Origin of the sequence: Anaeromyxobacter sp. (assembly GCA_016718565.1) — a bacterium.
Classification (GTDB): domain Bacteria; phylum Myxococcota; class Myxococcia; order Myxococcales; family Anaeromyxobacteraceae; genus JADKCZ01.
This window is the reverse complement of record JADKCZ010000003.1, coordinates 482,215-509,190: the sequence shown is the minus strand read 5'-3', so window position 1 is coordinate 509,190 and position 26,976 is coordinate 482,215. Positions and strand designations below refer to the sequence as shown.

22 protein-coding genes and 1 pseudogene are annotated in these 26,976 nt (G+C 76.0%); 16 read left to right on the top strand and 7 right to left on the bottom strand.

What is annotated here, in order from left to right; genetic code table 11:
• Window positions 1–129 precede the first annotated feature (129 nt).
• From IPO09_12350 to IPO09_12340, 3 genes are all read left to right on the top strand, one after another.
• On the top strand, window positions 130–2,241 hold the full coding sequence (locus IPO09_12350; GenBank protein ID MBK9518121.1) for an ATP-binding domain-containing protein: 2,112 nt from the start codon (window positions 130–132) through the stop codon (window positions 2,239–2,241).
• A 107-nt stretch (window positions 2,242–2,348) separates the two neighbouring features.
• Window positions 2,349–2,846, top strand: coding sequence for a thiol peroxidase (tpx, locus tag IPO09_12345; protein ID MBK9518120.1), 498 nt, complete (start codon window positions 2,349–2,351; stop codon window positions 2,844–2,846).
• A 222-nt stretch (window positions 2,847–3,068) separates the two neighbouring features.
• On the top strand, window positions 3,069–4,142 hold the full coding sequence (locus IPO09_12340) for an HDOD domain-containing protein (GenBank protein ID MBK9518119.1): 1,074 nt from the start codon (window positions 3,069–3,071) through the stop codon (window positions 4,140–4,142).
• On the opposite strand, the gene IPO09_12335 is transcribed toward IPO09_12340, so the two are convergent.
• Window positions 4,139–6,139 (bottom strand): ABC-F family ATP-binding cassette domain-containing protein, encoded by a 2,001-nt coding sequence (locus tag IPO09_12335; GenBank protein MBK9518118.1) that lies wholly within the window; start codon window positions 6,137–6,139, stop codon window positions 4,139–4,141. The genes IPO09_12340 and IPO09_12335 overlap by 4 nt on opposite strands.
• 115 nt (window positions 6,140–6,254) lie before the next feature.
• Between IPO09_12335 and IPO09_12330 the strand changes: the two genes are divergently transcribed.
• The 3 genes from IPO09_12330 to IPO09_12320 all read left to right on the top strand — a co-directional run bounded on the left by IPO09_12330 (window position 6,255) and on the right by IPO09_12320 (window position 8,994).
• Complete coding sequence (locus tag IPO09_12330) at window positions 6,255–6,704, top strand: Spy/CpxP family protein refolding chaperone (GenBank protein ID MBK9518117.1); 450 nt, start codon at window positions 6,255–6,257, stop codon at window positions 6,702–6,704.
• Window positions 6,705–6,946: 242 nt separating this feature from the next.
• Complete coding sequence (locus tag IPO09_12325; GenBank protein ID MBK9518116.1) at window positions 6,947–7,660, top strand: response regulator transcription factor; 714 nt, start codon at window positions 6,947–6,949, stop codon at window positions 7,658–7,660.
• Window positions 7,657–8,994 carry a HAMP domain-containing histidine kinase gene (locus IPO09_12320; GenBank protein MBK9518115.1) on the top strand — a complete coding sequence of 446 codons (1,338 nt, stop codon included), beginning with the start codon at window positions 7,657–7,659 and terminating at the stop codon, window positions 8,992–8,994. The genes IPO09_12325 and IPO09_12320 overlap by 4 nt, the downstream gene beginning before the upstream one ends.
• 54 nt (window positions 8,995–9,048) lie before the next feature.
• On the opposite strand, the gene pruA is transcribed toward IPO09_12320, so the two are convergent.
• On the bottom strand, window positions 9,049–10,674 hold the full coding sequence (gene pruA, locus IPO09_12315; protein MBK9518114.1) for an L-glutamate gamma-semialdehyde dehydrogenase: 1,626 nt from the start codon (window positions 10,672–10,674) through the stop codon (window positions 9,049–9,051).
• A 138-nt stretch (window positions 10,675–10,812) separates the two neighbouring features.
• On the opposite strand from pruA, the gene IPO09_12310 reads away from it, so the two are divergent.
• The gene (locus tag IPO09_12310) at window positions 10,813–11,259 is read left to right on the top strand and encodes a hypothetical protein (protein ID MBK9518113.1); all 447 of its coding nucleotides are present in this window, start codon (window positions 10,813–10,815) and stop codon (window positions 11,257–11,259) included.
• 37 nt (window positions 11,260–11,296) lie between these two features.
• On the opposite strand, the gene IPO09_12305 is transcribed toward IPO09_12310, so the two are convergent.
• The 3 genes and pseudogenes from IPO09_12305 to IPO09_12295 all read right to left on the bottom strand — a co-directional run bounded on the left by IPO09_12305 (window position 11,297) and on the right by IPO09_12295 (window position 15,621).
• Entirely contained in the window at window positions 11,297–12,661 is a 1,365-nt protein-coding gene (locus IPO09_12305) for a sigma-54-dependent Fis family transcriptional regulator (GenBank protein ID MBK9518112.1), read from the bottom strand.
• Window positions 12,658–14,052, bottom strand: coding sequence for a HAMP domain-containing histidine kinase (locus tag IPO09_12300; GenBank protein MBK9518111.1), 1,395 nt, complete (start codon window positions 14,050–14,052; stop codon window positions 12,658–12,660). The genes IPO09_12305 and IPO09_12300 overlap by 4 nt, the downstream gene beginning before the upstream one ends.
• Window positions 14,053–14,122: 70 nt before the next feature.
• A pseudogene (locus IPO09_12295) lies at window positions 14,123–15,621 on the bottom strand (TolC family protein).
• Between the two features lie 255 nt (window positions 15,622–15,876).
• On the opposite strand from IPO09_12295, the gene IPO09_12290 reads away from it, so the two are divergent.
• From IPO09_12290 to IPO09_12250, 9 genes are all read left to right on the top strand, one after another.
• Window positions 15,877–16,917, top strand: a complete 1,041-nt coding sequence (locus IPO09_12290; protein MBK9518110.1) for an HlyD family efflux transporter periplasmic adaptor subunit — start codon at window positions 15,877–15,879, stop codon at window positions 16,915–16,917.
• 1 nt (window position 16,918) lies between these two features.
• Window positions 16,919–17,731, top strand: coding sequence for an ABC transporter ATP-binding protein (locus IPO09_12285; protein MBK9518109.1), 813 nt, complete (start codon window positions 16,919–16,921; stop codon window positions 17,729–17,731).
• A complete protein-coding gene (locus tag IPO09_12280) occupies window positions 17,728–18,714 on the top strand; it encodes an ABC transporter ATP-binding protein (GenBank protein MBK9518108.1) in 987 nt (328 codons plus the stop codon). Before IPO09_12285 ends, IPO09_12280 begins: the two co-directional genes overlap by 4 nt.
• A 41-nt stretch (window positions 18,715–18,755) precedes the next feature.
• On the top strand, window positions 18,756–19,847 hold the full coding sequence (locus tag IPO09_12275) for an ABC transporter permease (protein ID MBK9518107.1): 1,092 nt from the start codon (window positions 18,756–18,758) through the stop codon (window positions 19,845–19,847).
• 2 nt (window positions 19,848–19,849) lie between these two features.
• Window positions 19,850–20,983: an ABC transporter permease gene (locus IPO09_12270; GenBank protein MBK9518106.1), complete on the top strand. Its 1,134-nt coding sequence runs from the start codon at window positions 19,850–19,852 to the stop codon at window positions 20,981–20,983.
• 44 nt (window positions 20,984–21,027) lie between these two features.
• Window positions 21,028–21,771, top strand: a complete 744-nt coding sequence (locus IPO09_12265; GenBank protein ID MBK9518105.1) for an ABC transporter ATP-binding protein — start codon at window positions 21,028–21,030, stop codon at window positions 21,769–21,771.
• On the top strand, window positions 21,768–22,529 hold the full coding sequence (locus tag IPO09_12260) for an ABC transporter permease (GenBank protein ID MBK9518104.1): 762 nt from the start codon (window positions 21,768–21,770) through the stop codon (window positions 22,527–22,529). Before IPO09_12265 ends, IPO09_12260 begins: the two co-directional genes overlap by 4 nt.
• 141 nt (window positions 22,530–22,670) lie before the next feature.
• On the top strand, window positions 22,671–23,462 hold the full coding sequence (locus IPO09_12255; protein MBK9518103.1) for a nucleotide-binding protein: 792 nt from the start codon (window positions 22,671–22,673) through the stop codon (window positions 23,460–23,462).
• A 250-nt stretch (window positions 23,463–23,712) separates the two neighbouring features.
• The gene (locus IPO09_12250; GenBank protein ID MBK9518102.1) at window positions 23,713–25,524 is read left to right on the top strand and encodes an ATP-dependent DNA helicase RecQ; all 1,812 of its coding nucleotides are present in this window, start codon (window positions 23,713–23,715) and stop codon (window positions 25,522–25,524) included.
• Window positions 25,525–25,581: 57 nt separating this feature from the next.
• On the opposite strand, the gene IPO09_12245 is transcribed toward IPO09_12250, so the two are convergent.
• Entirely contained in the window at window positions 25,582–26,175 is a 594-nt protein-coding gene (locus tag IPO09_12245; GenBank protein ID MBK9518101.1) for a hypothetical protein, read from the bottom strand.
• 11 nt (window positions 26,176–26,186) lie between these two features.
• On the bottom strand, window positions 26,187–26,951 hold the full coding sequence (locus tag IPO09_12240; GenBank protein ID MBK9518100.1) for a hypothetical protein: 765 nt from the start codon (window positions 26,949–26,951) through the stop codon (window positions 26,187–26,189).
• Between the last annotated feature and the right edge of the window lie 25 nt (window positions 26,952–26,976).

Genomic DNA, 26,976 nt, shown 5'->3' with positions numbered 1-26,976 from the left:
CCCCCTCACCCCGGCCCTCTCCCCCAGCGAGCTGGGGGAGAGGGAGTACGGATCTTCCCGACCCCGACCCCCCCCCCCCCCCCCCCCCCCGCGTGCGCCCTGTCCGCCCCCGGACTACAGTCATCGATCTTGCGCGCCCACCCACACGCCGTATCGCCCTCGCACCCGCCGCCGCTCTCCTCGGCGGAGCGGGCGCTGGTGGCCGAGGAGGAGGCGCTGCTGGCCGCGGTGCTGGGCGCGCTCACCGGCCGGCGCGCCGCCAGCGACGACGGCGGGGAGCTGGCGGCCCGCCTGCGCGAGCTGCGCGACGAGGCGCTGGAGGCCACCCCCAAGGACCTGCCCACCGTCTTCCAGGAGATGGGCGTGGTGCGCGCGGTGATGGAGCGGGCGCGCGGCGGCGCCTGGCCGGATCCGGCCGCCCCCTACTTCGCCCACCTGCGCCTCCGCGAGGGCCGGGAGGTGCGCGACTACTGCCTGGGACGCGCCACCTTCTTCGACCGCGCCGCCGGCGTGCGGGTGGTGGACTGGCGCACCGCCCCGGTGGCCGGCCTCTTCTACCGGGTGCGCGAGGGCGACGAGTTCGACCAGGAGCTCCCCGGCCGCACCGCCCACGGGCAGGTCGAGGCGCGCCGGGTGGTGGTCATCGACCGGGGGCGGCTGGTGCGCATCACCGCCGGCGAGGTCAGCCTGGTCCGCGGCAGCGACGACGCGTGGCGGCGGGGCGGCGCTGGCGCTCACCTGGGCGGCGGCGCCGGCACGGCCGCGCGGGCCGGGGCCCTGGGCACCGGCGCCGGCCTCACCGGGCGGGTGGCGTCGGCCGATGTGACCGCGCTGCTCGACCGCGAGCAGTGGGAGGCGGTGGGCGCCCCCGCCAGCGAGCCGCTGCTGGTCCTGGGCAGCGCCGGCAGCGGCAAGACCACGGTGGCGCTGCACCGCCTGGCGCGCATCGCCGCGGAGGACGCCCGCACCTACCCCGCCTCGCGCATCCAGGTGGTGGTGCCCGAGCCCGGGCTGGCGCGGCTGACCACCCGCCTGCTGGCGCCGCTGGGGCTCGACAAGGTGGCGGTGCGCACCCTCGACGAGTGGGCCCGCGCCGCCTTCCACTCGGCCTTCGGCACCCCGCCGCCCCGCCTGTGCGCCGACCCGCCGGCGCTGGTGTCGCGCCTGAAGCGCCACCCGGCGCTGCACGAGGTGCTGCGCCGCCGGCCCCAGCCCACCGGCGAGGTGACCCTGCGGCGGCTGCGGCGCGAGCTCGGCGACCTGCTGGTGGAGCCGCGCTTCGTGGCCTCGGTGGTCGAGGCCGCCCGGGGCGACCTGCCCACCACCGCCATCGACGAGGTGGTGCGCCACACCCGCCTGCAGCTGGCGGACCCGGCCGAGCTGGCGCTGGCCGGCATCGACGCCGACCGCCTGGCCACCCTCGACGGGCTCTCGGTGGACGAGGACACCCCCGAGGCGCTGGCCGGCACGCTCGACGCCGAGGACCTGGCGCTCCTGCTCTTCCTGGCGGCCCTGCGCAGCGGCCCGGGCGCCCGCCGCCTGGCCCACCTGGTGGTGGACGAGGCCGAGGACGTCTCGCTGGTGGAGCTCACCGTGCTGGGGCGGCTGCTGGGCGGCGCCCGCAGCGTCACCGTGGCGGGCGACGAGGCGCAGCAGACCTTCACCTCCTACGCCGGCTGGCCCGAGGCGCTGGCCGCCCTGGGCGTCCCCGGGGCCGCCGCGGTGCGGCTGGCCACCAGCTACCGCTGCCCCCAGCCCATCGCGGCCCTGGCCCATCAGGTGCTCGGTCCGCTGCAGCCGCCCGAGCCGCCGCGCGCCGGCCGGCCTGGGGCGCCGGTGGCCCGCTTCGACTTCCCCTCCGAGGCCCACGCCCAGCTCCACCTGTGCGGCGCGGTGCGCGACCTGCTGGAGCGCGAGCCGGAGGCCTCGGTGGCGGTGGTCTGCGCCAGCGCCGAGACCGCCCGCGCCTTCCACCGCCTGCTGGCCGACCTGCCCGAGGTGCGGCTGGCGCTCGACGGCCAGTTCACCTTCCGTCCGGGCTGCGACGTCACCGAGGTGGCGAGCGTGAAGGGGCTGGAGTTCGACTACGTGGTGGTGCCGGACGCCGGCATCCGCGCCTACCCGGACGAGCCCGAGGCGCGCCGGCGGCTGCACGTGGCCATCACCCGGGCCGCCCACCAGCTCTGGATCGCCGCCATCGGGACGCCCTCGCCGCTGCTGGCCTCGCTGCCGCCCGGGTGAGGCACACCTCGAAGGGGGTACCCCTGAGGGACGTCGATCTGCGGCCCGAACAGTCGCAAATATGAGCCCGCACTGAACTCACACCCTTCGAGGGGAGACCACACCACATGGCCAACATCACGCTCGGCGGCAATCCCATCCACACCAGCGGGGAGCTGCCCGCGGTCGGCGGCAAGTCGCCCGACTTCAAGCTCACCTCCGGCGACTTGAAGGACCTCTCGCTGGCCGACTTCAAGGGCAAGAAGAAGGTCCTCAACATCGTGCCGTCGCTCGACACGCCTGTCTGCGCCACCTCGACGCGCAAGTTCAACAAGGACGCCGGCTCGCTGCCCAACGTGGCGGTGCTGGTGGTCTCGGCCGACCTGCCCTTCGCCTCCAAGCGCTTCTGCACCACCGAGGGGCTCGCCAACGTGACCCCGCTCTCCACCTTCCGCTCCACCTTCGCCAAGGACTGGGGCATCGCCATCGTGGACGGCCCGCTGGCCGGCGTCACCGGGCGCGCCGTGGTGGTGGTGGACGAGAACGACAAGGTGACCTACGTGGAGCTGGTCCCCGAGATCAAGCAGGAGCCCAACTACGACGCGGCCCTGGCCGCGCTGAAGTAGCGCCTCACCCGCAGCGCTCGCACCCGGGCCGGCCGGGCGGGTCCTCCCGCCTCGCCGGCCCGCTGCGTCGGGGGATCCGGCGATTGGCGGCGCTCGACGCGGCGTGCTACCTCTGCACGGGTGTTCGGCCGGCTGCGTCGCCTGCTGGGGTGGGGGACCCAGGACACCTCCTCCAGGCCCACCGCCCAGCCGCGCCCTGCGGCGACCGGCGGGGCGCTGCCCGTGTCCGCCCCGCCCGCGCCCCCCCCGCCGGGCGGCCAGCCCCACACCGGCGGCGAGAGGTCCCCCAGCGCCGGCGCGGGCGAGGTGGCGCCGGTCGATGCCCCGGCCTTCGCCCCCTTCGCCGCCGCCCTCGGGGTGCCGGTCCCGGAGCAGCCGGCCCCGCTCGCGGAGGCCGACGAGCTCGAGGAGCTGGAGCTGGCCGCGCGCGTCCTGGATCACTGCCGGCGCCACAAGCTGGGGCCCGCCTCCTCGCCCTCGCTCTCCCTGCGCATCCTCAACCTGGTGGCCGCGCCCGACGCCGAGATCTCCGAGCTGGCCCGCGTCATCTCGGCCGACCCGGCGCTCTCGGCCGGCGTGCTCAACGTGGCCAACTCGGCCTTCTACCGGGGGCTCGACGAGAGCCAGACCGTGCGCGACGCCGTCACCCGGCTCGGGCTCGACGAGGTGGGCCGGGTGGCCGGCGCGCTCTCCGCCAAGACCCTCTTCAACCCCAGGCTCAAGCTGGAGCAGCAGGCCTTCGGGCCGCGCTTCACCGCCCTGTACCGGCGCGCCGTGACGGTCGGCACCGGCGCCGCGGCGCTGGCCATGCGCCAGCCGGGCGCCCGCTCCGACCGCGCCTACCTGGGCGGCATGCTGCACGACGTGGGGCGCACCGTGGCGCTGCGCGCGGTGGCGCTGCTCACGCTGGACGGCGCGCTGGCGCTCGAGCTGGGCAGCCCGCGGCTGGAGCGGCTGCTCGATCAGGTGCACCTGGAGCTGGGCGGGGAGCTGCACCAGGAGTGGCAGATGCCGCAGTACCTGACGGTGCTGGCGGTGCGCCACCACGACCAGGCCATCCCGGCGGAGCCCGAGTTCCTGGACCTGCACGTGGTGCGGCTGGCGGCGGCGGTCTACGACCTGAAGGCCGAGCCGGCCAGCGCCTGGCGGGCGGCGGGCGAGCTGGTGCAGAGCGCCGCGGCGCTGCGGCTCGACCCCAACGCGGTGCGGGCCCTGGCCAGCGAGCTGGCCCAGGCGGAGCAGCGGGTGGCCACCACCCTCGGCCTGGAGGGCGGGGCGGCGCAGCGGCGCCGCTAGGCGCCGGGCTCGTCGGCGCCCAGCGCCTCCAGCTCGCCGGCGGTCCGCTCCCAGTCCCGGTAGAGCCCGGCCAGCTCGGCCTCGGCGGCCGCCTTCTGCTCGATGAGGGGCCGGGCCCGGGCGAAGTCGGTGTAGAGGGCCGGGTCGGCCAGCGCCGCCTCGGCGGTGCGGGCCGCGGCCTCCAGGGCGGCGATGCGCCCCTCCACCCGGGCGAGCGCCTCGCGCAGCGGCCGCTCGCGCCGGTAGCGGGCGTTGCGGGCCTCGGCCTGGGCCCGCTTCCGGTCGCGCTCGCTGCCGCCGGCCTCGGGCCGCCCGGCCCCGCCCGCGCCCTCGCCCGGGCCGGCCATGTCACCCCCGGCCGCCTCCTCGAGCTGGCGCTGGTGGTAGAGCCAGTCGTCCAGGTTGCCAGGGTGCGGCAGGATCCCGCCGTCCTTCACCTCCCAGATGACGGTGGCCAGCTGGTTCACGAAGGACCGGTTGTGGCTGACGAAGAGCAGCGTGCCGGGGAAGCCCTTGAGCGCCTCGATGAGCGACTCGGAGCTGTCCAGGTCGAGGTGGTTGGTGGGCTCGTCGAGCAGGAGCAGGTTGGCCGGCACCAGCAGCAGCTTGGCCAGCGCCACCCGGGCCCGCTCGCCGCCCGAGAGGACCCCGATCTTCTTCTCCACGTCCTCGCCGGAGAACAGGAAGGAGCCGGCGATGGAGCGGACGTAGGACTCGCCGCGGTCCGGCACCAGGTCCCAGAGCGTGTCGAGGATGGTGGCCGCCGGGTCGAGCGAGCCGGCCGCCAGCCCCTCGGGATCGACCAGGTGCTGGGCGTAGTAGCCCATCACCACCCCGTGGCCCGGCTTGACCGTGCCGGCGTCGGCCGCCAGCGCGCCGGCCGCCAGCTTGAGCAGGGTGGACTTGCCGGCGCCGTTGGGGCCGATGACGCCCACCCGCTCGCCGCGCTGCACCGCCGCGGTCAGCCCCCGGTAGACCACCCGGGGGCCGAAGGCCTTGGCGATGCCGTCGAAGCGCAGCACCTCCTTGCCGGAGCGCGGCGCCTCGGCGAAGCGGAAGCGGACCGTGGCCCGGTCCTCCAGCACCTGCACGTCCTCCATCTTGTCGAGCAGCTTCTGCTTCGACTTGGCCTGGGCCGCCTTGGTGGCCTTGGCCCCGAAGCGCTCGATGAAGCCCTCCAGCTGGTCGCGCTTGTCCTGCTGCTTCTTGGCGGCCGCCTCCAGGCGGGCCTCCTCCTCGACGCGCCACTGGCGGTAGGCGGTGACGCCGCCGGCGTAGGCGCGGATGCCCTCCGGCTCCAGCGCCAGCACCTTGCCGACCTGGCGATCCAGGAAGTCGCGGTCGTGCGAGACCAGCAGCACCGCCCGCTTGAGCCCGCGCAGGAAGGCGTCGAACCAGGTGAGGGTGGGGATGTCGAGGTGGTTGGTGGGCTCGTCGAGGAGCAGCAGGTCCGGGTCCTGCAGCAGCAGGCCGGCCAGCGCGGCCCGCATCTTCCAGCCGCCGGAGAGGGCCGAGGAGGCCTTCGACAGGTCGTCGAGGGTGAAGCCCAGGCCGCCCAGCAGCCGCTCGGCGCGGTGGCGGCCGAAGCGCTCCTCGAAGTGGTCGAGCTGCTCGTGCAGGTCGGCCAGCGCGGCCGACAGCTCCAGCTGGGCCTCCTCGTCGGTGGCGGCGGCCAGGCCGGCCTCGGCGGCCAGCAGCCGCTCCTCCAGCGAGGACCGCCCCGGCACCGCCGCCAGCACCGACTCCAGCACCGTGCCGGCCGGCAGGGCCGCCACGTCCTGCGGCAGGTAGCCGACCCGGGTGCCGCGCCGCCAGGTGAGGGTCCCCTCGTCGGGCGAGACCTCGCCGGCCAGGATGCGCAGCAGGGTGGACTTGCCGGTGCCGTTGGCGCCCAGGAGGCCGATGCGGTCCTGCGGCCCCACGGTGAAGCCGGCCCCGTGGAACAGGACCTTGGGGCCGTGGGCCAGGCTGATGCCGGTGGCGACGCAGAGGCTCATCGGGGGCCACTCGTTAACGCTTCTTCACCCCGGGAACAAGCCCGGGCAACCGGGGGGTCGCATCTTCACCCTGTCGCCGCCCGCCGCCGAGGTGGCCCAACCCAAGGAGCACACCATGAAGAAGACCCTCGCCCTGGCCGCCGTCGCCCTCGTCGGCCTCGTCACCCTGACCGGCTTCCGCGGCGGCTGCGGCCACCGCGGCGACCGGGATCCGGCCCGCATGGCCGCGCTGATCACCGACCGCGTCGAGGACGCGCTCGACGACCTGGACGCCACCCCGGCCCAGCGCACCCAGCTCCTGGCGGTGAAGGACCGCCTGCTGGCCGAGGGGCAGACGCTGCAGGGGACCCGGAAGGCCACCCACGAGACGCTGCGCGCCGAGTGGGCCTCCGAGAAGCCCGACCGCGCCGCGCTGCACGCCCTGGTCGACGCCCGCGCCGCGGAGCTCACGGCCATGGCGCACCAGGCGGTGGACGCGGCCATCGAGGTGCACGCGACGCTGACCCCCGAGCAGCGCGCCAAGCTGGCCAGGAAGGCCGAGCGGTTCGGGCCGCACCACGACTGACGGGCCCCCCTCTCCCGCCAGCCGCCCCTTCCCCCGCTCCCCGGGAGAAGGGGCGGTGTTGTTCCCCTGGCCCCCTCACCGCGACCGCAGGGCCCCCTCACCCCGGCCCTCTCCCCCAGCAAGCTGGGGGAGAGGGGGATCGGGTAACCCCGACCCCGACCTCGACCCCGACCTCGACCCCGACCTCGACCTCGACCCCGACCTCGACCCCGACCTCGACCCCGACCCCGACCCGACCGATGATGCTCCCCGTGACCACCGCCCCTGCCCTGCTCGTGCTGCTCGTCGAGGACGATCGGAAGCTCGCCGACCTCACCCGCGAGTACCTGACCGGCCACGGCATCGCCGTGACCCATGTGGCCGACGGGAAGCTGGGGCTGGAGCAGGCGCTGCGCGGGCGGTTCGACGCGGTGCTGCTCGATCTCATGCTGCCCGGGATGGACGGCCTGACCGTCTGCCGGGAGCTCCGGACCCGCTCCGACGTGCCCATCCTGGTGCTGACCGCCCGCGGCGAGGAGGCCGACAAGGTCATGGGGCTCGAGCTGGGCGCCGACGACTACCTCGCCAAGCCCTTCTCGCCGCGCGAGCTGCTGGCCCGCCTGCGGGCCGTCACCCGGCGGGCCAAGGGCAAGGCCGGCCCGCCCACCGCCTCCATCCAGGTGGCTGGCCTGGCCATCGACCCGGCGGCCCGCCGGGCCGTGCTGGACGGGCGGGAGCTGCCGCTCACCGGCTACGAGTTCGACCTGCTCCGGGCCCTGGCCGAGCGGGCCGGGCGCATCCTCTCGCGCGAGCAGCTCATGGAGCTGGCCAAGGGCAGCGCCGAGGAGTCCTTCGACCGCTCCATCGACGTGCACGTCTCCCGGCTGCGCCAGAAGCTGGGCGACGACCCCAAGCGCCCGCGGCTCATCAAGACGGTGCGCGGCGCCGGCTACCTGTTCGCCGGGGAGGGCGAGTGAGCGGCGGCGACCACCGGGGCGGCCGCTCCGGGCCCCGGCACGGGCGCCTCTTCTGGCGCGTCTACGGCCACGGGCTCCTGCTGCTGGTGCTGGTGACGCTGGCGGTGGGCGCGGCCGCCTGGGCGGTGCGGAGCGCCTGGCCCACCCGCGAGCCGCACCGGCTGACCGCCTACGCGGTGGCGCGGGTCGCCGAGCTGCGCGACCGGCCCGAGGCGCTGCGGGTGGAGCTGGAGCACGTCCGCGAGGCCTTCGACGTGGCGGTCACGGTCTACGACGCCGAGGGGGGCCTGGTGGCCTCCAACGTGGCGCCGCCGCTGCCGCCGGTGCCCGAGCTGGAGCGGCCGCGCGGGCGCGAGCGGCCCCGCCACCTGCGCGGGCACGGCTTCACCTTCGCAGCGCCGCTGCCCGACGGCGGCCACCTGGTGCTGTCCGGCGGCCCACCCGAGGGGGTGCTCTACCGGATCGCCGGCGGGGTGGCGGTGGTCCTGCTGGTGCTGGCCCTCGGCTCGTGGCCCTTCGCCCGCACCATCGCCCGCCCCATCGAGCAGCTCACCCTGGCGGCCCGCCGGCTCGGCTCCGGGGACCTCGCCACCCGCGCCGGCCTGTCGGCCCGGGGCGAGGTGGGCGAGCTGGGCGCGGCCTTCGACGACATGGCGGCCCGGCTGGAGCGGCTGGTGCGCAGCGAGAAGGAGCTGCTGGCCAACGTCTCGCACGAGCTCCGGACCCCGCTGGCGCGCATCCGGGTGGCGCTGGCGCTGGCCGAGGAGGGTGACATGGGGCGCGCCCGCCAGGCGCTGGGCGAGATCGGGGAGGACCTGGGCGAGCTGGAGCGGCTGGTGGACGAGGTGCTGGCCGCCACCCGGCTCGACCTCGGCGCGGCCGGCGAGCTGCCGCTCCACCAGGCGCCGCTCGAGGTGGCCGCGCTGGTGGAGGACGCCGCGGCCCGCTTCCGCGCCCGCCACCCGGAGCGGAAGCTGGCGGTGGAGGTGGCGGGCGACCTGCCGGCGCTGGAGGCCGACGCGGCGCTGCTGCGCCGGCTGCTCGGGAACCTGCTCGACAACGCCGCCAAGTACTCCGACGCCCCGGCGCCGGTGGCGCTGGCCGCCCGCGCGGCGCCAGGTGGGCTCACCCTGGAGGTGCGCGACCAGGGCATCGGCATCGACCCCGCCGACCTGCCGCGCCTCTTCACGCCCTTCTTCCGGACCGACCGCAGCCGGGCCCGCGGCACCGGCGGCGTCGGGCTCGGCCTGGCCCTGGCTCGCCGCATCGCCGAGGCGCACGGCGGGAGCATCACGGTGGAGAGCGCGCCGGGGGCCGGGACCACGGTGCGGTGAGGCTGCCCGCCGGGTGAGCGCCGCGCCCCACCCGGGGTGGGCGGGGCGGGGCCCTCAGCCCTGGTGCGGGTACCGCACCTCGTGTGGGGGGTCGAAGGTCTCCTTCACGGTCCTCATCGACGTCCAGCGCATGAGGTTGGCCATCGAGCCGGCCTTGTCGTTGGTCCCGGAGGCCCGGGCGCCGCCGAAGGGCTGCTGGCCCACCACCGCGCCGGTGGGCTTGTCGTTCACGTAGAAGTTGCCGGCGGCGTCCACCAGCCGCCGGGTCAGGTCGGCGATCACGCCGCGGTCCTGGGCGAAGACGGCCCCGGTCAGCGCGTAGGGCGAGGTGGACTCGCACAGCGCCACCGCCTCGTCGAGCCGCGCGTCGTCGTAGACGAAGACCGCCAGCACCGGGCCGAAGAGCTCGTCCACCATCAGCCGCGAGCGCGGGTCGTCGGTCTCCACGATGGTGGGCGGCACGAACCAGCCGCGGCTGGCGTCCCCGACGCCGCCGCACAGGATGCGGTGGCCGGGGGTGGCGCGCGCCTGGTCGAGGGCGCCGGTGATGCGCCGGAAGGCCGCCTCGTCGATGACCGCCCCGAAGAAGGTGGTGAGGTCGTCCACCTCGCCCACCGTGAGCGACCCGGCCAGGGCCACCAGCCGCTCCGACAGCGCCGGCCAGCGGGAGCGCGGCACGTAGGCGCGCGAGGCGGCCGAGCACTTCTGCCCCTGGTACTCGAAGGCGCCGCGAACCAGCGCCACGGCCGCCGCCTCCAGGTCGGCCGAGGGGTGCACGAAGACGAAGTCCTTGCCGCCGGTCTCGCCCACGATGCGCGGGTAGCCGCGGTAGCGCTCCAGGTTGGCGGCGATGGTGCGCCACATCCCGTTGAAGACGCCGGTGGAGCCGGTGAAGTGCAGCCCGCCCAGCAGCGGGCTGTGCAGCGCGGCGTCGCCCACCACCGCCCCGGGCCCGGGCACGAAGTTGATGACGCCGGGCGGCAGGCCGGCCGCCTCCAGCAGCTTCAGCAGGTACCAGTTGGAGAGCACCGCGGCCGAGGCCGGCTTCCAGACCACCGCGTTGCCCATCAGGGCCGGGGCGGTGGGCAGGTTGGCGCCGATGGCGGTGAAGTTGAACGGGGTCACCGCCAGCACGAAGCCCTCCAGCGCCCGGTACTCCAGCCGGTTCCACTGGCCCGGCGCCGAGACCGGCTGGTCGGCCAGCAGCCGCGCCATGAAGTGCGGATTCCAGCGCCAGAAGTCGACGGTCTCGCAGGCCGCGTCGATCTCGGCCTGCTGCACGCTCTTCGACTGGCCGAGGATGGTGGCGGCGTCCAGGGTGGCGCGCCACGGGCCGGCCAGCAGGTCCGCCGCCTTGAGCAGCACCGCGGCGCGGTGGTGCGGCGCCAGCTCGGCCCAGCCACGCCGGGCGGCCACGGCCGCCTCGGCGGCGGCCTGCACCTCGGCCGGGCCGGCCTGGTGGAAGCGCGCCAGCACCTGGCCGCGGCGGTGCGGCACGCGCACCTCGCCGAGCCGGCCGGTGCGCACCTCGCGCCCGCCGATGACCAGCGGGATCTCGAGCACCTCGGCCGACATGGCGGCCACCCGGGCCGCCAGCGCGGCGCGCTCGGGCGAGCCGGGGGCGTGGGGCCAGACCGGCTCGCTGCGCGGCGGGGGCAGGGAGAAGGTTCCGTTCGACATGGCGCGACCTCCGGGTGGTTCGACCGCGCCGGGAGGATACCGCCGCGCGGCCCCCGGCGGACCGACCGGGGTGGGTCGGCCGGCGGCACACAAGGTGCCTTGAGGAAACGCGCCGCCCGCCCTAGCGTCCTCCCCCGAATGGCGTCGACCTTCCAGCTGCTGGAGAAGGCGGAGGAGCTGGAGCTCCTCGCCGAGCGGCTCTACCAGGCGCTGGCGGCCCGCTTCGACGGGGACGCCAGCGGGCTCTTCCTGCGGCTGGCCGGGGAGGAGGCCCAGCACGCCGCCCGGGTGCGGCTGCTGGCGGTCCGCTCGCGCCACGACCGGCGCCTGGTCTCGGCGCTGGCGGGCGACAGCCGCTTCATCGACGCGCTGCTGGACGAGGCCGGCCAGTCGCTCGTCGAGGTGCAGGCCGGCGGCTGGGACGGCGACGTCCGGGCCGCGGTGGCCCGCGCGGCGGCGCTGGAGCGGCGCTTCTGCTCGGCCCACGCCCAGATGCTCTCGGCCGACGCCCACCCGGAGCTGCGGCGCTTCTTCGACCAGCTGGCCGAGCAGGACCGCGGGCACGCCGAGCTGCTGGCGCCCTGAGCCAGGCGCCCGGCCGCGGCGACGCCACCCGGTCCGGTTACCCCTCGTCCTCCCCGCCCGAGAGCCCGTACTTCTTCAGCTTGTCGTGCAGGGTCACCCGGCTGATGCCGAGCCGCCGGGCCGCCTCGCTGCGGTTGCCCAGGGCGCCGCGCAGCGCCTCGACCACCAGGCCGCGCTCGTAGGCCTCGACGCGTCCCTTCAGCCCCATGGGCCCGCCCTCGGCGGCCGCGGGGGCCGGCGCCGCGTCCTGGCCGAAGGGCAGGAGCGAGAGGTCGAGCCCCTCCGGCGGCGAGAGGGCCACCAGGCTCTCCAGCGCGTTCTCCAGCTCGCGCACGTTGCCGGGCCAGCGGTGCGCCCGCAGCCGGTCCAGCAGCCCCTCCGGCACCCGCAGCGAGGCCAGGCCGAAGCGCACCGCGAAGCGGTCCAGGAAGTGGCGGGCCAGCAGCGCCACGTCGTCCGGCCGGTCGCGCAGCGGGGGCACGACCAGCCGCACCACGTTGAGGCGGTAGTAGAGGTCCTCGCGGAACCGGCCGGCCTTCACCAGCGCCTCCAGGTCGCGGTGGGTGGCGGCCAGCACCCGCACGTCCACGGTGCGGCTCCGCTCCTCGCCGACCGGCCTCACCTCGCCCTCCTGCAGCACCCGCAGCAGCTTGGCCTGGGCGTTGGGCGCCAGCTCGCCCACCTCGTCGAGCAGGATGGTGCCGGTGTCGGCCTCGCCGAAGAGGCCGGGGCGCGACCGGATGGCGCCGGTGAAGGCGCCGCGGGCGTGGCCGAAGAGCTCGGCCTCGGCCAGCTCCGGCGAGAGGGCGGCGCAGTTGAAGCGCACGAAGGGCCGCTCGGCGCGCGGCGAGGCCCGCACCAGCGCCTCGGCCACCCGCTCCTTGCCGGTGCCGCTCTCGCCGGTGATCAGCACCGTCACGTCCTTGGGCCCCACCCGCGCCACCAGCCGCGCCAGCGCCCGCATCGACGCCGAGGTGAAGACCATGGTGCGCGCCAGCGCCAGCTCGCCGGCCAGCCGCTCGTTCTCGTCGCGCAGCGTGACGGCCTCGACGGCGCGGCGCACCACCGCCAGCAGCTCGTCGGTGTCGAAGGGCTTCTTGAAGTAGTCGGTGGCGCCGGCCTTCATGGCCTCCACCGCGTCGCGCTCCGAGCCGTGGGCGGTGATGAGCACCACCCGCGGCGGCGGGGAGCGGCGGCCCAGCGCGGCCAGCAGCCCCAGCCCGTCCAGCCTGGGCATGCGCAGGTCGGTGATGACCAGCGGCGCCGGGCAGGCGTCGTAGGCCTCGAGGGCGGCCTGGCCGTCCGCGGCCTCGGCCACCTCCAGCCCCTCCTGCTCCAGGATCTCGCGCAGCGTGTAGCGGAGGCCGGGGTCGTCGTCGACCACCAGCACCCGCGGGCTCACGCCGCCTCCCCGCGGCCGGCGCCGCCCGGCCCGCCGGCGCAGGGCGGCTCGAAGGCCTCGCCGCACGGCGCAGCGGGCGGGGGCGGGACCGCGGCGGCCGGCTCGGCCGGCAGGGTGAGGCGGGCCTCGGCGCCGCCGCCCTCCCGGGCCAGCAGCGAGAGGTCCCCGCCGTGCTGGCGCGCCAGCGCGCGGGCGATGGTCAGGCCCAGGCCGCTGCCGGCCGGCTTGGTGGTGACGCCCGGCTCGAAGACCTGCGCCGCCACCGCCGGGTCGAGGCCCGGGCCGCGGTCCAGCACCCGCACCTCGGCGCCGGAGCCGGTGGTCGAGGCGGCCAGCGTCACGGCGGAGCCGTCGGGGGCGGCGTCGATGGCGTTCTGCACCAGGTTGATGAGCACCTGCTTCACCTTGCGCGGATCGCAGCGCGCCAGCACCACCTCGCCGTCGGCCTCCACCTCCAGCGCCACGCCGCGCTCCTGGGCCATCCCCTCGTGCAGCGCCTCCACCTCGCGGCACAGGGCCACCAGGTCGTTGGTGCCGAGCGCCAGGGGCACCAGCGGGCGGGAGAAGTTGAGGAACTCGTCGAGGATGACCTGCATCCGGTCCACCTCGCGGCGCAGCACCCCGAGCCGCTCGGCCCCCTTGCCCTCCGGCAGCTGCGGCCCGAGCAGCCCGGCCAGCCCCTTCACGCTGGCCAGCGGGTTCTTCAGCTCGTGGGCGATCTCGGCGGACAGCGCGGTCAGCTCCTGGGCCCGCTCGGCGTGGGCCCGCAGCGACTCGGCCTGGGCCCGGACGGTGCGGCGCAGCATGGCGTCGAAGGCCCGGCGCACGAAGCGCCCCACGTACCGGCCCATCACCAGCAGCAGCGTGAGGATGACGGCCAGCGTGAGGGCGCGGGCCGGCAGCGGCGGCCGGTTGCCGTCGATGGCCTGGAGCCGCAGGAAGGCGTCGCCGCGGGTGAGCGCCAGCACCGTGAAGGTCCAGACCGCCAGGATCTGGATGCCCATGAGCCAGGTGGCCAGGGCCGGCGTGGCGAACATGCCCATGGCCACGGTGACCACCAGCATGACCGGGAGGAACGGGCTCTCCAGCCCGCCGCTGACCGTGCTGATGACCAGGATGCCGGACACGGCGATGCCCAGGTTCCGGTCGATGGCGTGGGGTGACAGGCCGCGCCGCCGCCAGCGGCGGAACTCGAAGACGAACAGGGCGATGAGCACCGGCACCGCCACCGAGAGGAGGTAGGAGCGCCAGCCCTGCGGGTCCACCCACCAGACCCAGGCCAGGAAGGCCAGCAGGGTGGGGATGAGCACCAGCCGGGCGCGGGTGAAGAGCCCGAACAGCCGGGACATCTCCTGCCGCTGGATCTCCTCGAAGCCGGCCGGCGCGCGCATGCTCTCCTCGGGCGGCCCCTGCCGCCGGGAGAGGATACGCCGCCGCACGCCGCTGCGCACCGTGCCTCGCTCAGGGCCCGCGGCCGAGCGCCCGCGCCAGCGCCACCCTGGCGGCGGCCAGGCGCGCCCTGGCGTCGGCCAGGCCGATGTCGGCGGCGTAGAGCCGGTCGCTGGCGTCGAGCACGTCGAGCGAGGAGAGCACGCCGGCCTGGTAGCTGCGCTGCGCCGTGTCCCCTGCCTCGGCGGCCAGCCGCCGCTGCTCCACCGCCAGCCGCAGCCGCTCGACCGCCACCGCCTCGTCGCGGGCCGCGTCGCGCGCCTCCTGGCCCACCAGGAGCCGCTGCGCCGCCTCGCCGGCCCGGGCCTGGGCGAGGCGCGCCAGGGCCTCGCGGCGCTTCCCGTAGCGGAGGCCGCCGTCGTAGAGCGGCCAGGTCAGGTCCACCCCAGCCGCCAGCCGTCCCGCTCGCCGGTGGGGTAGGCCACGTCGGCGGCGAAGGCCGCGCCGGACAGCGAGAGCTGCGGGGCCAGCCGCGCCCAGGCCGAGGAGACCTGGGACTCGGCCGAGTCGATCAGGGCCGCAGAGGCGGCGAGCTCGGGGCGGTGCGCCAGGGCCTCCTCGACGAGGGCGTGCTCGGGGAGGGGAGGGGTCGGGGTCGGGGCCCAGATCGGGGTCGGGGTCGAGGTCGGGTTCGGGTTCTGGGTCTGGGTCGAGGTCGGGGTCGAGGTCGGGGTCGAGGTCGCGGCCGGGGTCGGGGTCGAGGTCGGGTTCGGGTTCGGGTTCGGGGTCGCGGTCGGGTCCGGGTTCGCGGTCTCCTCCTCGCCCTCCACCAGGATCCGCACCGCCCCCCCCCGACCCAGGAGCGTGCCCGCGGCCAGCCTGGCCTGCGCCAGGGTCGCCCGGGCGCGCACCAGGTCGCCCTGCCGCTTCACCTGCTCGGTGCGGGCGCGCAGGGGCTCGAGGGGGGCGGCGGTGCCGGCGGTCACCCGCCGCTCGGCGCTCTCGGCCAGGCGGGCGGCGTTGGCCTCGGCCCGCTCGGTGGCGGCCACGGCCTCCTCCGCCGCGAGGCCCAGGTGGGCGGTGACCGCCAGCGCGGCGCGCAGCGACCGGCGGGTGGCCTCGGCCGTGGCGGCGGCGCTGCGGGCCCCGGCGCGCGCCGCGGCCAGGTCGAACCAGGCCGACGGCACCAGCAGCGGCACCCGCACCGCCAGCGTCCCGGAGAAGACCTCGAGCGGCTGGATGATGATCGGCGGCGGGAGGGTGGCCGGCGGCACGGGCAGGCTGGCCAGCAGCCGCCCCACGTCCATGACGGCGTCGTCGCGGTGGCGGGTGTAGCCGCCCGAGGCGGTCAGCGTGGGCAGGAGCCCCGACGCCGCCTGGCGGACCAGCGCCGAGGCCTCGTCGGCGCGGGCCCGCGCCTGGGCCAGGGTCGGGCTCTGCAGGTCGAGCTCGGCGAGGGCGTCCGCCAGGGTGAGCTCGGCGGCGGCGCCGGCCGGAGGAGGTGCGGCGGGTGAGGGGCCAGCCTGGGCGACGGCGGCCAGCGCGGCGGCGAGGAGGAGGGCGGAGTTCACGGGTGGAGCCCACAGCAAGCCCGGTGCCGACCCGGTGGCCGCCAGGATCCGCCGCCCGGCGCGCCCCTGCGCTCTCCTGGCGCACCCTCCCGGGCCCAGGCGCCGTTCGGTCCTCCGTACCACCTGTCGGATCTCCTGACAGCCGCCTGGCCGCCGCGGCCCGAAAACCGGCCTGGCGGGCCCTCGCGGCCGCGGCACGCGGCTTGCGCCTGTGGTGTGCCCCGGGCGCCAGGCGCCCAGGCTGGAGATCCCCGCATGCGCCGCGTCGTCCTCGTCCTCGTCGCCCTCACCGTCGCCCTCGCCGCCCTCATCTCGCTCCGCCTCTGGACCCAGCACCGGGCGCTGTCCGCGCCCGCCGGAGGCTCCGGCGAGATCGAGGGGGTGGTGGTGGAGCTCTCCTCCCGGGTCGGGGCGCGCATCCTGGCGCTCCAGGTCCGCGAGGGGCAGCGGGTCAAGAAGGGGGATCTCCTGCTCACGCTCGACTGCGCCGACCCGGCCGCCCAGCTGGCCGAGGCGCAGGCGCGGCTGGCCCAGGCCCAGGCCCAGGCCGCCGCGGCCGGGGCGCAGCGGGAGTCGGCCACCCGGACCCGCGCCGCGGCCGGCGCCACCCGCGACGCGGCGGCGGCCCAGGCCGAGGCGCTGGTGGCCCAGCGCGACGCGGCCGAGCGGCAGGCCCAGCGGCTCGAGGCCCTGGCCGCCGACGTGGCCGCCTCCAGCGTGGACCAGTCCCGCGCCGGCGCCACCGGCCTGGCCCGCCAGGCCGACGCCGCCCGGGCCCAGGCGCAGGCCAGCCAGGCCCAGGCCCGCGTCGCCGAGACCAGCATCCGCGCCGCCGGCGCCCAGGCCGAGGCGGCGCTGGCGCAGGTGCGGGCGGCCGAGGCGCAGGTGGCGCGCCTCGCCATCCTCACCGGGGAGTGCGAGCTGCGCGCGCCGCGCGACGCCGAGGTCTCCGAGCTGCCCCACCAGGCGGGCGAGCTGGTCGGCGCCGGCGGCACCCTGGTGCGGCTGGTGGACCTCTCCGAGCCCACCGCCACCTTCTACCTGCCCAACGCCGAGGTGGGCGCGGTGCGCCCCGGGGCCCGCGCCACCGTGGTGGCCGACGCCTGGCCCGACGAGACCTTCGAGGGCACGGTGCGCACCGTGGCGCTGGAGGCGGCCTTCACCCCTCGCAACATCGTCACCCGCACCGACCGCGACCGGCTGGTCTACCCGGTGGAGGTGGTGGTGGTGAACCGCGACGGCAAGCTGCGCGCCGGCATGCCGGTGCAGGTGACGCTCGAGGGGACGGGCCGCTAGCGTGGCCGGTGCCGCCCACCGCGCCGCCCCCGGCCCGGCCGCCGCGGACGGGGCCGCGCCGCCCTCCGCGGCCGCCCCGGCGCTCGAGGCGCGCGGCCTGACGCGCCGCTTCGGGCCGGTCACCGCGCTCGACGGCCTCACCTTCGAGGTGGCGCGGGGCGAGCTCTACGGGCTGGTGGGCCCGGACGGCGCCGGCAAGACCACCGCCATCCGCGCCCTGGCCGGCCTCATCGATCTCGACGCCGGGCAGGCCCGGGTGCTGGGGCTGGACCCGCTGCGCGACGCGGCGGTGCGCGAGCGGCTGGGGCTCATGCCGCAGCAGTACAGCCTGTACCGCGACCTCACGGTGGCCGAGAACCTGCAGTTCTTCGCCCGGCTCTCGGCGCTGCCGCGCGCCACCTACCGCCAGCGGGCCGAGCGCCTGCTGGCCATCACCCGCCTGGCCCCCTTCACCGGGCGCCGCGCCGACCAGCTCTCCGGCGGCATGTACAAGAAGCTGGCGCTGGCCTGCGCCCTCCTCCACCAGCCCGAGGTGCTGCTGCTCGACGAGCCCACCAACGGGGTGGACCCGGTGTCGCGGCGCGAGCTGTGGGCGCTGCTGCACGAGTTCGTCGAGGGCGGGATGGCGGTGGTCATCTCCACCCCCTACATGGACGAGGCGGAGCGCTGCCACCGGGTGGGCCTGGTGCACCACGGCCGGCTGCTGCTGGAGGGGCCGCCGGCCCGCCTGCTCGGCGCCTTCGAGGCGCGCGGCCACCCCCGCCCCACCTTCGAGGAGCTCTTCGTGGCCGAGATCGAGGGGGCCGCCGCGTGAGCGCCGCCCCGGCCCAGGGCGGCGCCGCGCCGCCGGCCATCTCGGTGCACGACCTGTCCCGCCGCTTCGGCGCCTTCACGGCGGTGGACCGGGTCTCCTTCGAGGTGGAGCAGGGCGAGATCTTCGGGTACCTGGGCGCCAACGGGGCCGGCAAGTCCACCACCATCCGCATGCTCATCGGCCTGCTGGCGCCCAGCGGCGGCCGGGCCACCGTGGCGGGCCACGACATCGCCACCTCTCCCGACCGGGTCAAGGCCGCCATCGGCTACATGAGCCAGAAGTTCTCGCTCTACCTCGACCTGCCGGTCATGGAGAACCTGCTCTTCTTCGGCGCCGCCTACGGGCTGGAGGGCGCGGCGCTGCGCCGCCGGGCGGACGAGCTGCTGGAGCGGGTCGACCTCCGCGGGCAGGGCGACGCCACCACCGGCGACCTGCCGGGCGGCCTGCGCCAGCGGCTGGCGCTGGCCTCCTCGCTCGTCCACCGGCCGCGCCTGGTGTTCCTGGACGAGCCCACCGCCGGCGTCGATCCGGTGGCCCGCCGCACCTTCTGGAAGCTCATCCGCGAGCTGGCGGCCGAGGGCACCACCGTCTTCGTCACCACCCACTACCTCGACGAGGCCGAGTACTGCCGCCGCATCGGGCTGATGGTGGACGGGCGGCTGGTGGCGCTCGACACGCCGGCCGGCCTGAAGCGCACCTGGGTGCCGGACCGGGTGCTGGTGGCGCGCGGCCGGGGGCTGGCGCGGGCCGCCGCGGCGCTGCGCGGCACGCCCGGCGTCCAGGCGGTGGCCCCCTTCGGCGCGGCCCTGCACGTGCGGGTGGACCCGGCCCGGCTGGACGCCGCCGCGGTGACCCGGGTGCTGGCGGCCGCCGGGGCCGAGGCGCCCGAGGTGGAGGAGGCCGCGCCCTCCCTGGAGGACGTCTTCCTGGCCGTGGTGGACCGGGGCGGCGCGGCCGCCGCGCCGGCGGGGGGCGCGCCGTGACCCTCGAGGCGCTGCGCCGCTCGCTCATCCGCGTCGGGGCCATGGCGGCCAAGGAGACCATCCACGTCCGCCGCGACCCGCGCACCCTGGCGCTGGCCCTGGCCATGCCGCTGGTCATGCTGGTGCTCTTCGGCTACGGCGTCTCCACCGACGTGGACCACCTGCGGCTGATGGTCTCCGACCAGGACCAGGGCGCGGCGTCGCGGGCGCTGGTGCGCGCCTTCCAGGGCTCCGGCGAGTTCGAGCTGGTGACGCGCCGGGGGCCGGAGCAGGCCGAGGCGCTCTTCCGGCGCGGCGACGCCGTGGCGGCGCTGGTGGTGCCGGCCGGCTTCGGCGAGGCCCTGTCGCGCGGCGAGGAGGCGGTGGTGCAGCTCTTGGTGGACGGCGCCGACGCCATGGTGGCCACCCAGCTCATCGCCAAGGCCGAGGCGGTGGTGCGCGCCGAGGGCCGGCGCCTGGCCGGCCCCGAGGCGGCCCGGCTCGAGCCGCCGGTGCAGGTGAAGCTCTGGACCCGCTACAACCCGGCCGGCCGCTCCGCCTACTACCTGGTGCCGGGCATCTCGGCCTTCCTGCTGGCCATCACGGCGGTGATGCTGACGGCGCTGGCCATCGCCGGCGAGTGGGAGCGCGGCTCGATGGAGCAGCTCTTCGCCTCGCCGGTGGGCCGCCTGGAGATCGTGCTCGGCAAGCTGCTGCCCTACCTGGCGCTCGGCATGCTGGAGCTGCAGCTGGTGGTGGCCTTCGGGGCGGTGGCCTTCGACCTGCCCATGCGCGGCTCGCTGCCGCTGCTCTTCCTGACCGGCCTGCTCTTCCTGGTGGGGATGCTGGGCCAGGGGCTGCTCATCTCGGTGCTGGCCAAGAACCAGCTGGTGGCCACCCAGGCCGGCACCCTCTCGGCCATGCTGCCCTCCATCATCCTCTCCGGGATGATCTTCCCCATCGAGAACATGCCCCTGCCGCTGCAGACGGTGTCGCGCCTCATCCCGGCCCGCTACCTGGTCCACGCGCTGCGCGGCATCCTGCTCAAGGGCAACGGGCTGGCCGAGCTCTGGCCGGACCTGCTGGCGCTGGCCGTCTTCGCCGTCGCCATCGTGGGGCTGGCCACCGCCCGCTTCAAGCGGAGGGTGGCGTGAGCCTGGCCAGCGCCCGCCGGCAGCTCGGGGCCGTCTTCCGCAAGGAGGTGCGGCAGACGGTGCGCGACCGGCGCGTCATGTTCCTGCTGGTGGTGGCGCCGCTCATCCAGACGGTGGTCTTCGGCTTCGCGGTGGACTTCGACGTGGACCGCGTGCCGGCGGTGGTGGTGGACCACGACCGCAGCGACGTGAGCCGCGACCACGCCCGCCGCCTGCTGGCCGACGGCACCCTGCGCCGGGTGGGCCAGCGCACCGCGGTGGCCGAGGCCGAGGCCGACCTGGACGAAGGCCGGGCCGCCGCCGTGCTGGTCCTGCCGGAGCGGCTGGCGGCCGACCTGGCGGCCGGGCGCCCGGCCGAGGTGCAGGTGGTGCTGGACGGCACCGATCCCAACCGCGCCGCGGTGGCCGGGGCCGCCGCCTCGCGCTACTTCGGCGACCTGGGGCAGCGGCTGGCGCGGCAGCGGCTGGAGGGGCTGGGGCGGCCGCCGCCGGCCCAGCTGGTGCTGCGGCCGCAGGTGCTCTTCAACCCGCGGCTCAAGACCGCCCCCTACATCGTGCCCGGCATCGCCGGCACGCTGCTGGTCATCGTCACCACCCTGGTGACCGCCATGGGGCTGGCCCGCGAGCGCGAGATGGGGACGCTGGAGCAGGTGATGGTCACCCCCATCCGGCCGCTCTGGCTGCTGGTGGGGAAGCTCCTGCCCTACCTGGTGGTGGGCTGCTTCGACGTGCTCCTGCTGGTGGGGGTGGGCACCTGGGTGTTCGGCGTGCCCATCCGCGGCAGCCTGCTGGTGGTGGGCGCGGTCACGCTGGTCTACCTGGTCTCCACCCTGGGCATCGGCCTCTTCATCTCCACCGTGTCGCAGACGCAGCAGCAGGCCTTCCTGGGCGGGTTCCTCTTCATGATGCCGGCCATCCTGCTCTCCGGGGTGATGACCCCCATCGCCGCCATGCCGGCCTGGCTGCAGTTCCTCACCTTCCTCAACCCGGTGCGCCACTTCGCCGAGGTGATGCGGATGGTGCTGCTGCGCGGGGCCGGGTTCGGCGACGTCTGGTTCCAGCTGGCCTGCCTGGCGGTCATGGGCCTGGGCATCCTGGGCGTGGCGGCCTCGCGCTTCCGCACCCAGCTGGCCTGAGGGGCCGGTGCGGCCGGGGCCGGGCTCGGCTAGAGTCCCGCCCCGTGCCCGCCCCGCCCGTCGTCCAGCTCCGCCAGCTCGTCAAGCGCTACGGCGCGCTCACCGCCCTCGGCGGCGTGGACCTCGACATCCTGGAGGGCGAGATCTTCGGCCTGCTCGGCCCCAACGGCGCCGGCAAGACCACCCTCATCTCCATCGTGGCCGGGCTGGCCCGCGCCACCTCCGGCACCGCCACGGTGCTGGGGCGGGACGTGGTCAAGGAGTACCGGTTCACCCGCCGGGCCGTCGGGCTGGTCCCGCAGGAGGTGAACTTCGACCCCTTCTTCACGGTGGAGGAGTCGCTGCGCTTCCAGGCCGGCTACTTCGGCGTCCGCCTGTCCGACGAGCGGGTGGTGGAGCTGCTCACCGCGCTCGACCTGCTGGCCAAGCGCCACGTCAACGCCCGCGCCCTCTCCGGCGGCATGAAGCGCCGCCTCCTCATCGCCAAGGCGCTGGTCCACCAGCCCCGGGTGCTGTTCCTCGACGAGCCCACCGCCGGCGTGGACGTGGAGCTGCGCCGCGCCCTGTGGGCCTACGTCCGCACCCTGCGCGACCGCGGCACCACCGTGGTGCTCACCACCCACTACCTGGAGGAGGCCGAGGCGCTGGCCGACCGCATCGGCGTCATCGACCGGGGCCGGCTGGTGCTGGTGGAGGAGAAGGCCGCCCTGCTGCGCCGCCACGGCGGGCGGGCCCTGGAGGAGATCTACGTGGAGCTGCTCGGCAAGGCGCACGAGGGGGTGGCGTGATCTCGCTCGGCCTGTGGACCTTGCTGTCCAAGGAGGTGCGCCGCTTCCTGCGCGTGCCCGGGCAGACCCTGGCCTCGCCGCTGGTGACCACCACCCTCTACTTCGTGGTCTTCGGCTGGTCCATCGGGCACCAGCTCCCGCCGGTGGACGGCGTGCCCTACGCCCGCTTCATCGTGCCCGGGCTGGTGGTCATGGGGGTGGTGCAGAACGCCTACCTCAACAGCGCCTCGTCGCTGTTCGTCATGAAGCTGCAGGGCACCATCGTGGACCTGCTGATCTCGCCGCTGGCCTACTGGGAGATCCTGGCCGGCTTCGTGGTGGCGGCGGTGGTGCGCGGCCTGCTGGTGGGCGGCATCACCTTCCTGGTGGCCGGCCTCTTCACCGGCTTCGAGGTGGCCCACCCGCTGCTCTCGCTGGCCATGGTGGTGGCGGTGGCGGTGGTCTTCGCGGCCATGGGGGTGGCCTCGGCCATCTGGGCCAGCTCGTTCGAGCAGGTGAACTTCTTCCCCACCTTCTTCCTGCTGCCGCTCACCTTCCTGGGCGGGGTCTTCTACTCGGCGCGGGCGCTCCCGCCGGCGCTGGTCCCCTTCACGCGGGCCAACCCGGTCTTCTACATGGTGGACGCCGTCCGCTTCGCCATGCTGGGCATCTCCGACGCCCCGCCGAGCGTCGGCGCCGCGCTGGTGGTGGGGCTGGCCACGGCGGCCCTGGGCGGCACCTACCTGCTGCTCCGCTCGGGCTGGCGCCTGCGGGGGTGAAGGTGGTAGACGGCGGTACCGCGAAAAAAAGAGCCCGGGCCGGGATCCAAAACCCCGTGTGGTTGGTTTAAGCTACGCACCCCCGTCCCCCGTAAGGGTCCCCACCCCTCGCGATCCCACGCGAATCTGGAGGTCTCACCGATGCGTCGTCTGTCTGCCGTCCTGCTCGTCGCCGCCGCCGTGGCCGGCTGCAAGAAGTCCGAGGCCCCTGCCGCCGCGCCGGTCGCCCCCCCGCCGGCCGCCGCCGAGGCGGCTGCCCCCGCCGCGCCCCAGGGCGTGAGCATCAAGGGCAAGGTCCTGGAGCGCCTCGACGCCCCGCCCTACACCTACCTGAAGATCGCCACCGGCAAGGAAGAGCAGTGGACGGCGGTCCCCGAGACCAAGCTGGCCAAGGGGGCCGAGGCCTCCGTGGTGGGCGCCATGCCCATGCAGGGCTTCGAGTCGAAGACCCTGAACCGCAAGTTCGACGTGGTCTACTTCGGGACCCTCGAGGGCGCCGCGGCGCCGGCCCCGACGGCGGCCGCCCCCGCCATGGGCGGCGCCGACACCTCCCCCGCCGGCATGGCGGCGCAGCACGCCAACGTGGCCAAGGGCCCGGCCGACGTGGGCGACGTCAAGGTCGACAAGGCCAGCGGCGCCGACGCCCGCACCGTGGCCGAGGTCTACGCCCAGAAGGCCCAGCTCAAGGACAAGCCGGTCACCATCCGCGGCAAGGTGGTCAAGTACAACGCCGGCATCATGGGCAAGAACTGGCTCCACCTGCGCGACGGCTCGGGCAAGGCCGACAAGGACAACGACCTGACCATCACCAGCCAGGACGTGGCCAAGGTCGGCGACGTGGTGATCGTCAAGGGCGCCGTCCGCACCGACAAGGACTTCGGCGCCGGCTACGCCTACCCGGTCATCGTCGAGGACGCCAAGATCTCCAAGTAGGCCTGGAGACCGGACGTCTCGGCGGGCGCTGGCCTTCGGGTCGGCGCCCGCTGCGTCTTCGGGGCCTCGGTCGGGGTCGGGGGGGCGCGGTCGCGGTCGCGGTCGGGGTCGCGGTCGGGGTCGGGGTCGCGGTCGGGGTCGCGGTCGGGGTCGCGGTCGGGGTCGGGGTCGCGGTCGGGGTCGGGGTCGCGGGTCGAGGTCGCGGGTCGGGGTCGGCGGGTCGGGGGGCCGGTATAGAGTGCGCCGCGTCATGGACCGGGGCGCAGGGGAGGCGGCGGTGATCGAGGCGGAGGTGCTGGCCATCGCGCGGGCCCTCTCGGCGCCCGGCGGCGAGGGGCGCGCCGAGGCGGCCGGTCGGCTGGCCCGGCTGCGCGACCGCTACCGCGCCGAGCCCGCCCTCTTCGACCCCGACACGGTGGACCGGCTGCGCCAGCTCTCGCAGGCGCTGCAGGCGCCGCCGCCCCGGCCGCGCGCGGCGCCGCCGCGGCCCACCGGCGCCACCCTGGCCGACGCCCGCCGGGTCCTGGCCGAGGTCTTCGGCCACCCCGGCTTCCGCCCCGGGCAGGAGGCCATCGTGGAGGCCGCCCTGGCCGGCCGCGACTGCGTCGGCGTCATGCCCACCGGCGCCGGCAAGTCGCTCACCTACCAGCTGCCGGCCCGCCTGCTGGGCGGCACCACCCTGGTGGTCTCGCCGCTCATCGCCCTCATGAAGGACCAGGTGGACGCCATGGGGCGGGCCGGCCTGCGCGCCACCTTCCTCAACTCCACCCTCTCGCCCGAGGAGCGGCGCGACCGGGTGGCCAGGCTGCGGCGCGGCGAGGTGGAGCTGCTCTACGCCGCGCCCGAGGGGCTGGAGGCCTCGGTGGGCGGGGCGCTCGACGGGGTGGGGCTCTCCCTCATCGCGGTGGACGAGGCCCACTGCATCAGCCAGTGGGGCCACGACTTCCGCCCCGCCTACCGCAACCTGCAGGGGCTGAAGGACCGCTTCGGGGCGCCGGTGCTGGCGCTCACCGCCACCGCCACCGCGGCGGTGACCAAGGACATCGCCGCCCAGCTCGGCATGGCCGATCCGCTCATGGTGCTGGGCTCCTTCCTGCGCACCAACCTGAAGCTGCACGCCGTCAAGAAGGGCGGCGACGGCCCCACCGCGCGGGAGGCCATCCTGCGCCTGGTGCGGGCCCGCCGCGGCGAGTGCGGCATCGTCTACGCGCTGGGGCGCAAGACGGTGGAGGGCACGGCGGAGTTCCTGGCCGACCACGGCGTCAAGGCCGAGGCCTACCACGCCGGGCTCGAGCCGGAGGAGCGGGCCCGGGTGCAGGACGCCTTCCGGCTCGGGACGCTCGACGTGGTGGTGGCCACCGTGGCCTTCGGCATGGGCATCGACAAGCCGGACATCCGCTTCGTGCTGCACCAGGACCTGCCGCGCTCGCTGGAGGCCTACTACCAGGAGATCGGGCGGGCCGGGCGCGACGGGGAGGACTCCGACTGCGTGCTCTTCTACTCCTGGGGCGACGTGGTGGCCTGGGATCGCATGGCCGGCGACGACGAGGAGGTGGCGGCGGCGCAGAAGCGGCAGGCGCGCGCCATGTTCCGCTTCGCCGACGAGGGCGGCTGCCGCCACGAGCGGCTGGTGGGCTGGTTCGGCGAGCAGGTCGACCCGTGCGGCGACGCCTGCGACGCCTGCACCGGCGCCGACCCGCTGGCCGGGCTGCCCGCGGCCGGGCGGGGCCGGCGGTCGTCCCGGGGGGCCGGGCGGGGCGAGCGGCCCGGCGCGGCCCCGGGCCGCAGCGGTGGGCGGGGGCTGGCCGCCCCGGGCGCCGACGACGGGGCCGACGGGGCGGCGCTCGACCTGGAGCTCTTCGAGGCGCTGCGCGCCTGGCGCGCCGCCGAGGCCCGCGCCCGCGGGGTGCCGGCCTACGTGGTCTTCCCCGACGCCACCCTGGCCGAGGTGGCGGCCCGGAAGCCGCGCAGCGAGGACCAGCTGGCCGAGGTGAAGGGCATCGGCCCGAAGAAGCTCGAGGCCTACGGCGCCGACCTGCTGCGGCTGGTGCGGGGCGGCTGAGACGACCGCCCGGTCGGCCCCGCGGGGACCCCGCCGCGGCGCCGCCCCCCCCGCCGCCTACAGGCCGCTGGCCGCCCACCAGTCGATGACCACCCGCAGGTAGAACAGGCCGGTCACGTCGGCCGTGAAGGCCGGGATGTCCCGGTCGTACTCGATGAGGGTGTTGACGCGGACGATGCCGCCCTCCAGGTAGGCGCCGATGTCCACGTTGGCGCGGGCCGACACGGCGATGCGGGTGGCCGGCGGCGCCCCCGGCACCCGGGTGTAGGCGGCCAGCTCCACCGGCGGCTGGGACTGGTCGAAGCCCTGCACCGTCACCCGCACCCGCTCCACCGAGGAGAAGTCGGCCAGCGCCGAGGTGGTCAAGAGCTCGATGGCCAGCTCGGTGAGCCGCAGGTCCAGGCTGGTGGCGTCCTTGGTGAGGTCGCGGAAGTCGTCGCCCAGGTCGTACTCGATGAGCTTCTGCAGGCAGGTGTTGCCGGGGACCGAGGCGCCGTCGGGGCACAGGTCGACGGGGTTGGGGTTCTGGGTGGACGGGAACTCCTGCTGCGGCACCTTCACCGAGGCGTGCGGGATCTCCACCTCGGCGTAGAACAGCGGCTTCCCGCAGGCGGTGGCGAGCAGCAGGGCGGCGAGCGCGAGTCGTCTCATGGCGGTCGCTCCTAGAAGAAGTACTGGAAGGCCAGCTGGAGGGTGGGGGCCGCGACGCGGAAGGTGGGGTCGGTGACCGTCACCTCGGCGCTGTTGGAGCCGTTGGTGCCGCCGGTCCCGGTGAAGGACCCGGTGCCGTCGGAGTCGGCCTCGATCCAGGTGAGGCCGAGGCGCAGGGCGAAGGCGAAGCCGCGCTGCGACCCGAACTCCAGCCCCAGCAGCGCCGCCAGGTACTGGACCTGGATCCGCTCGAGGAGCGGACTGGTCTCGGCGGAGACCCCGGAGGCGAACCTGGTCACGTCGAGCCGGAAGAAGCGCCCGGCCTCCACGCCCAGGGTCGGCGAGACCGCCCAGCGCAGGGGCGTCAGGGTGGCGCCGCCGTGCACGCCCCAGCCGGCGTAGTCCCACGACGGGCCCAGGCCGAGCCGCACCCAGGGCAGGGGGCGGTAGAGCACCGACACCTGCGCGCCTTGCGGCACGCCCACCCCCACGTCGAAGCCCCACTGCGGGTAGGGCGCCTCGGCGGCGGGCGGCGCCGGCGGGACGGGCAAGGTGGCGGCCGCGACCTCGGTGGCGCTGGGCGGCGGCCCGGGCGGCGCCGGGACCACGAGGTCGCGGTCACCGCTCGGGGCGGCCTCGGCCGGGGGGGCCAGCAGGCCGCCCTCGGGCTGGGCCTCGACCGAGCGGGCGAAGGCCCCGGGCGGCGCGGTGGGCTGGACCGCCTGCGACAGCGCCAGCGTCGGCGCGAGGGCCAGCAGGAGCAGGAGCGTCCTCATCGATACCTCCCCGGGCGGCGGCGGT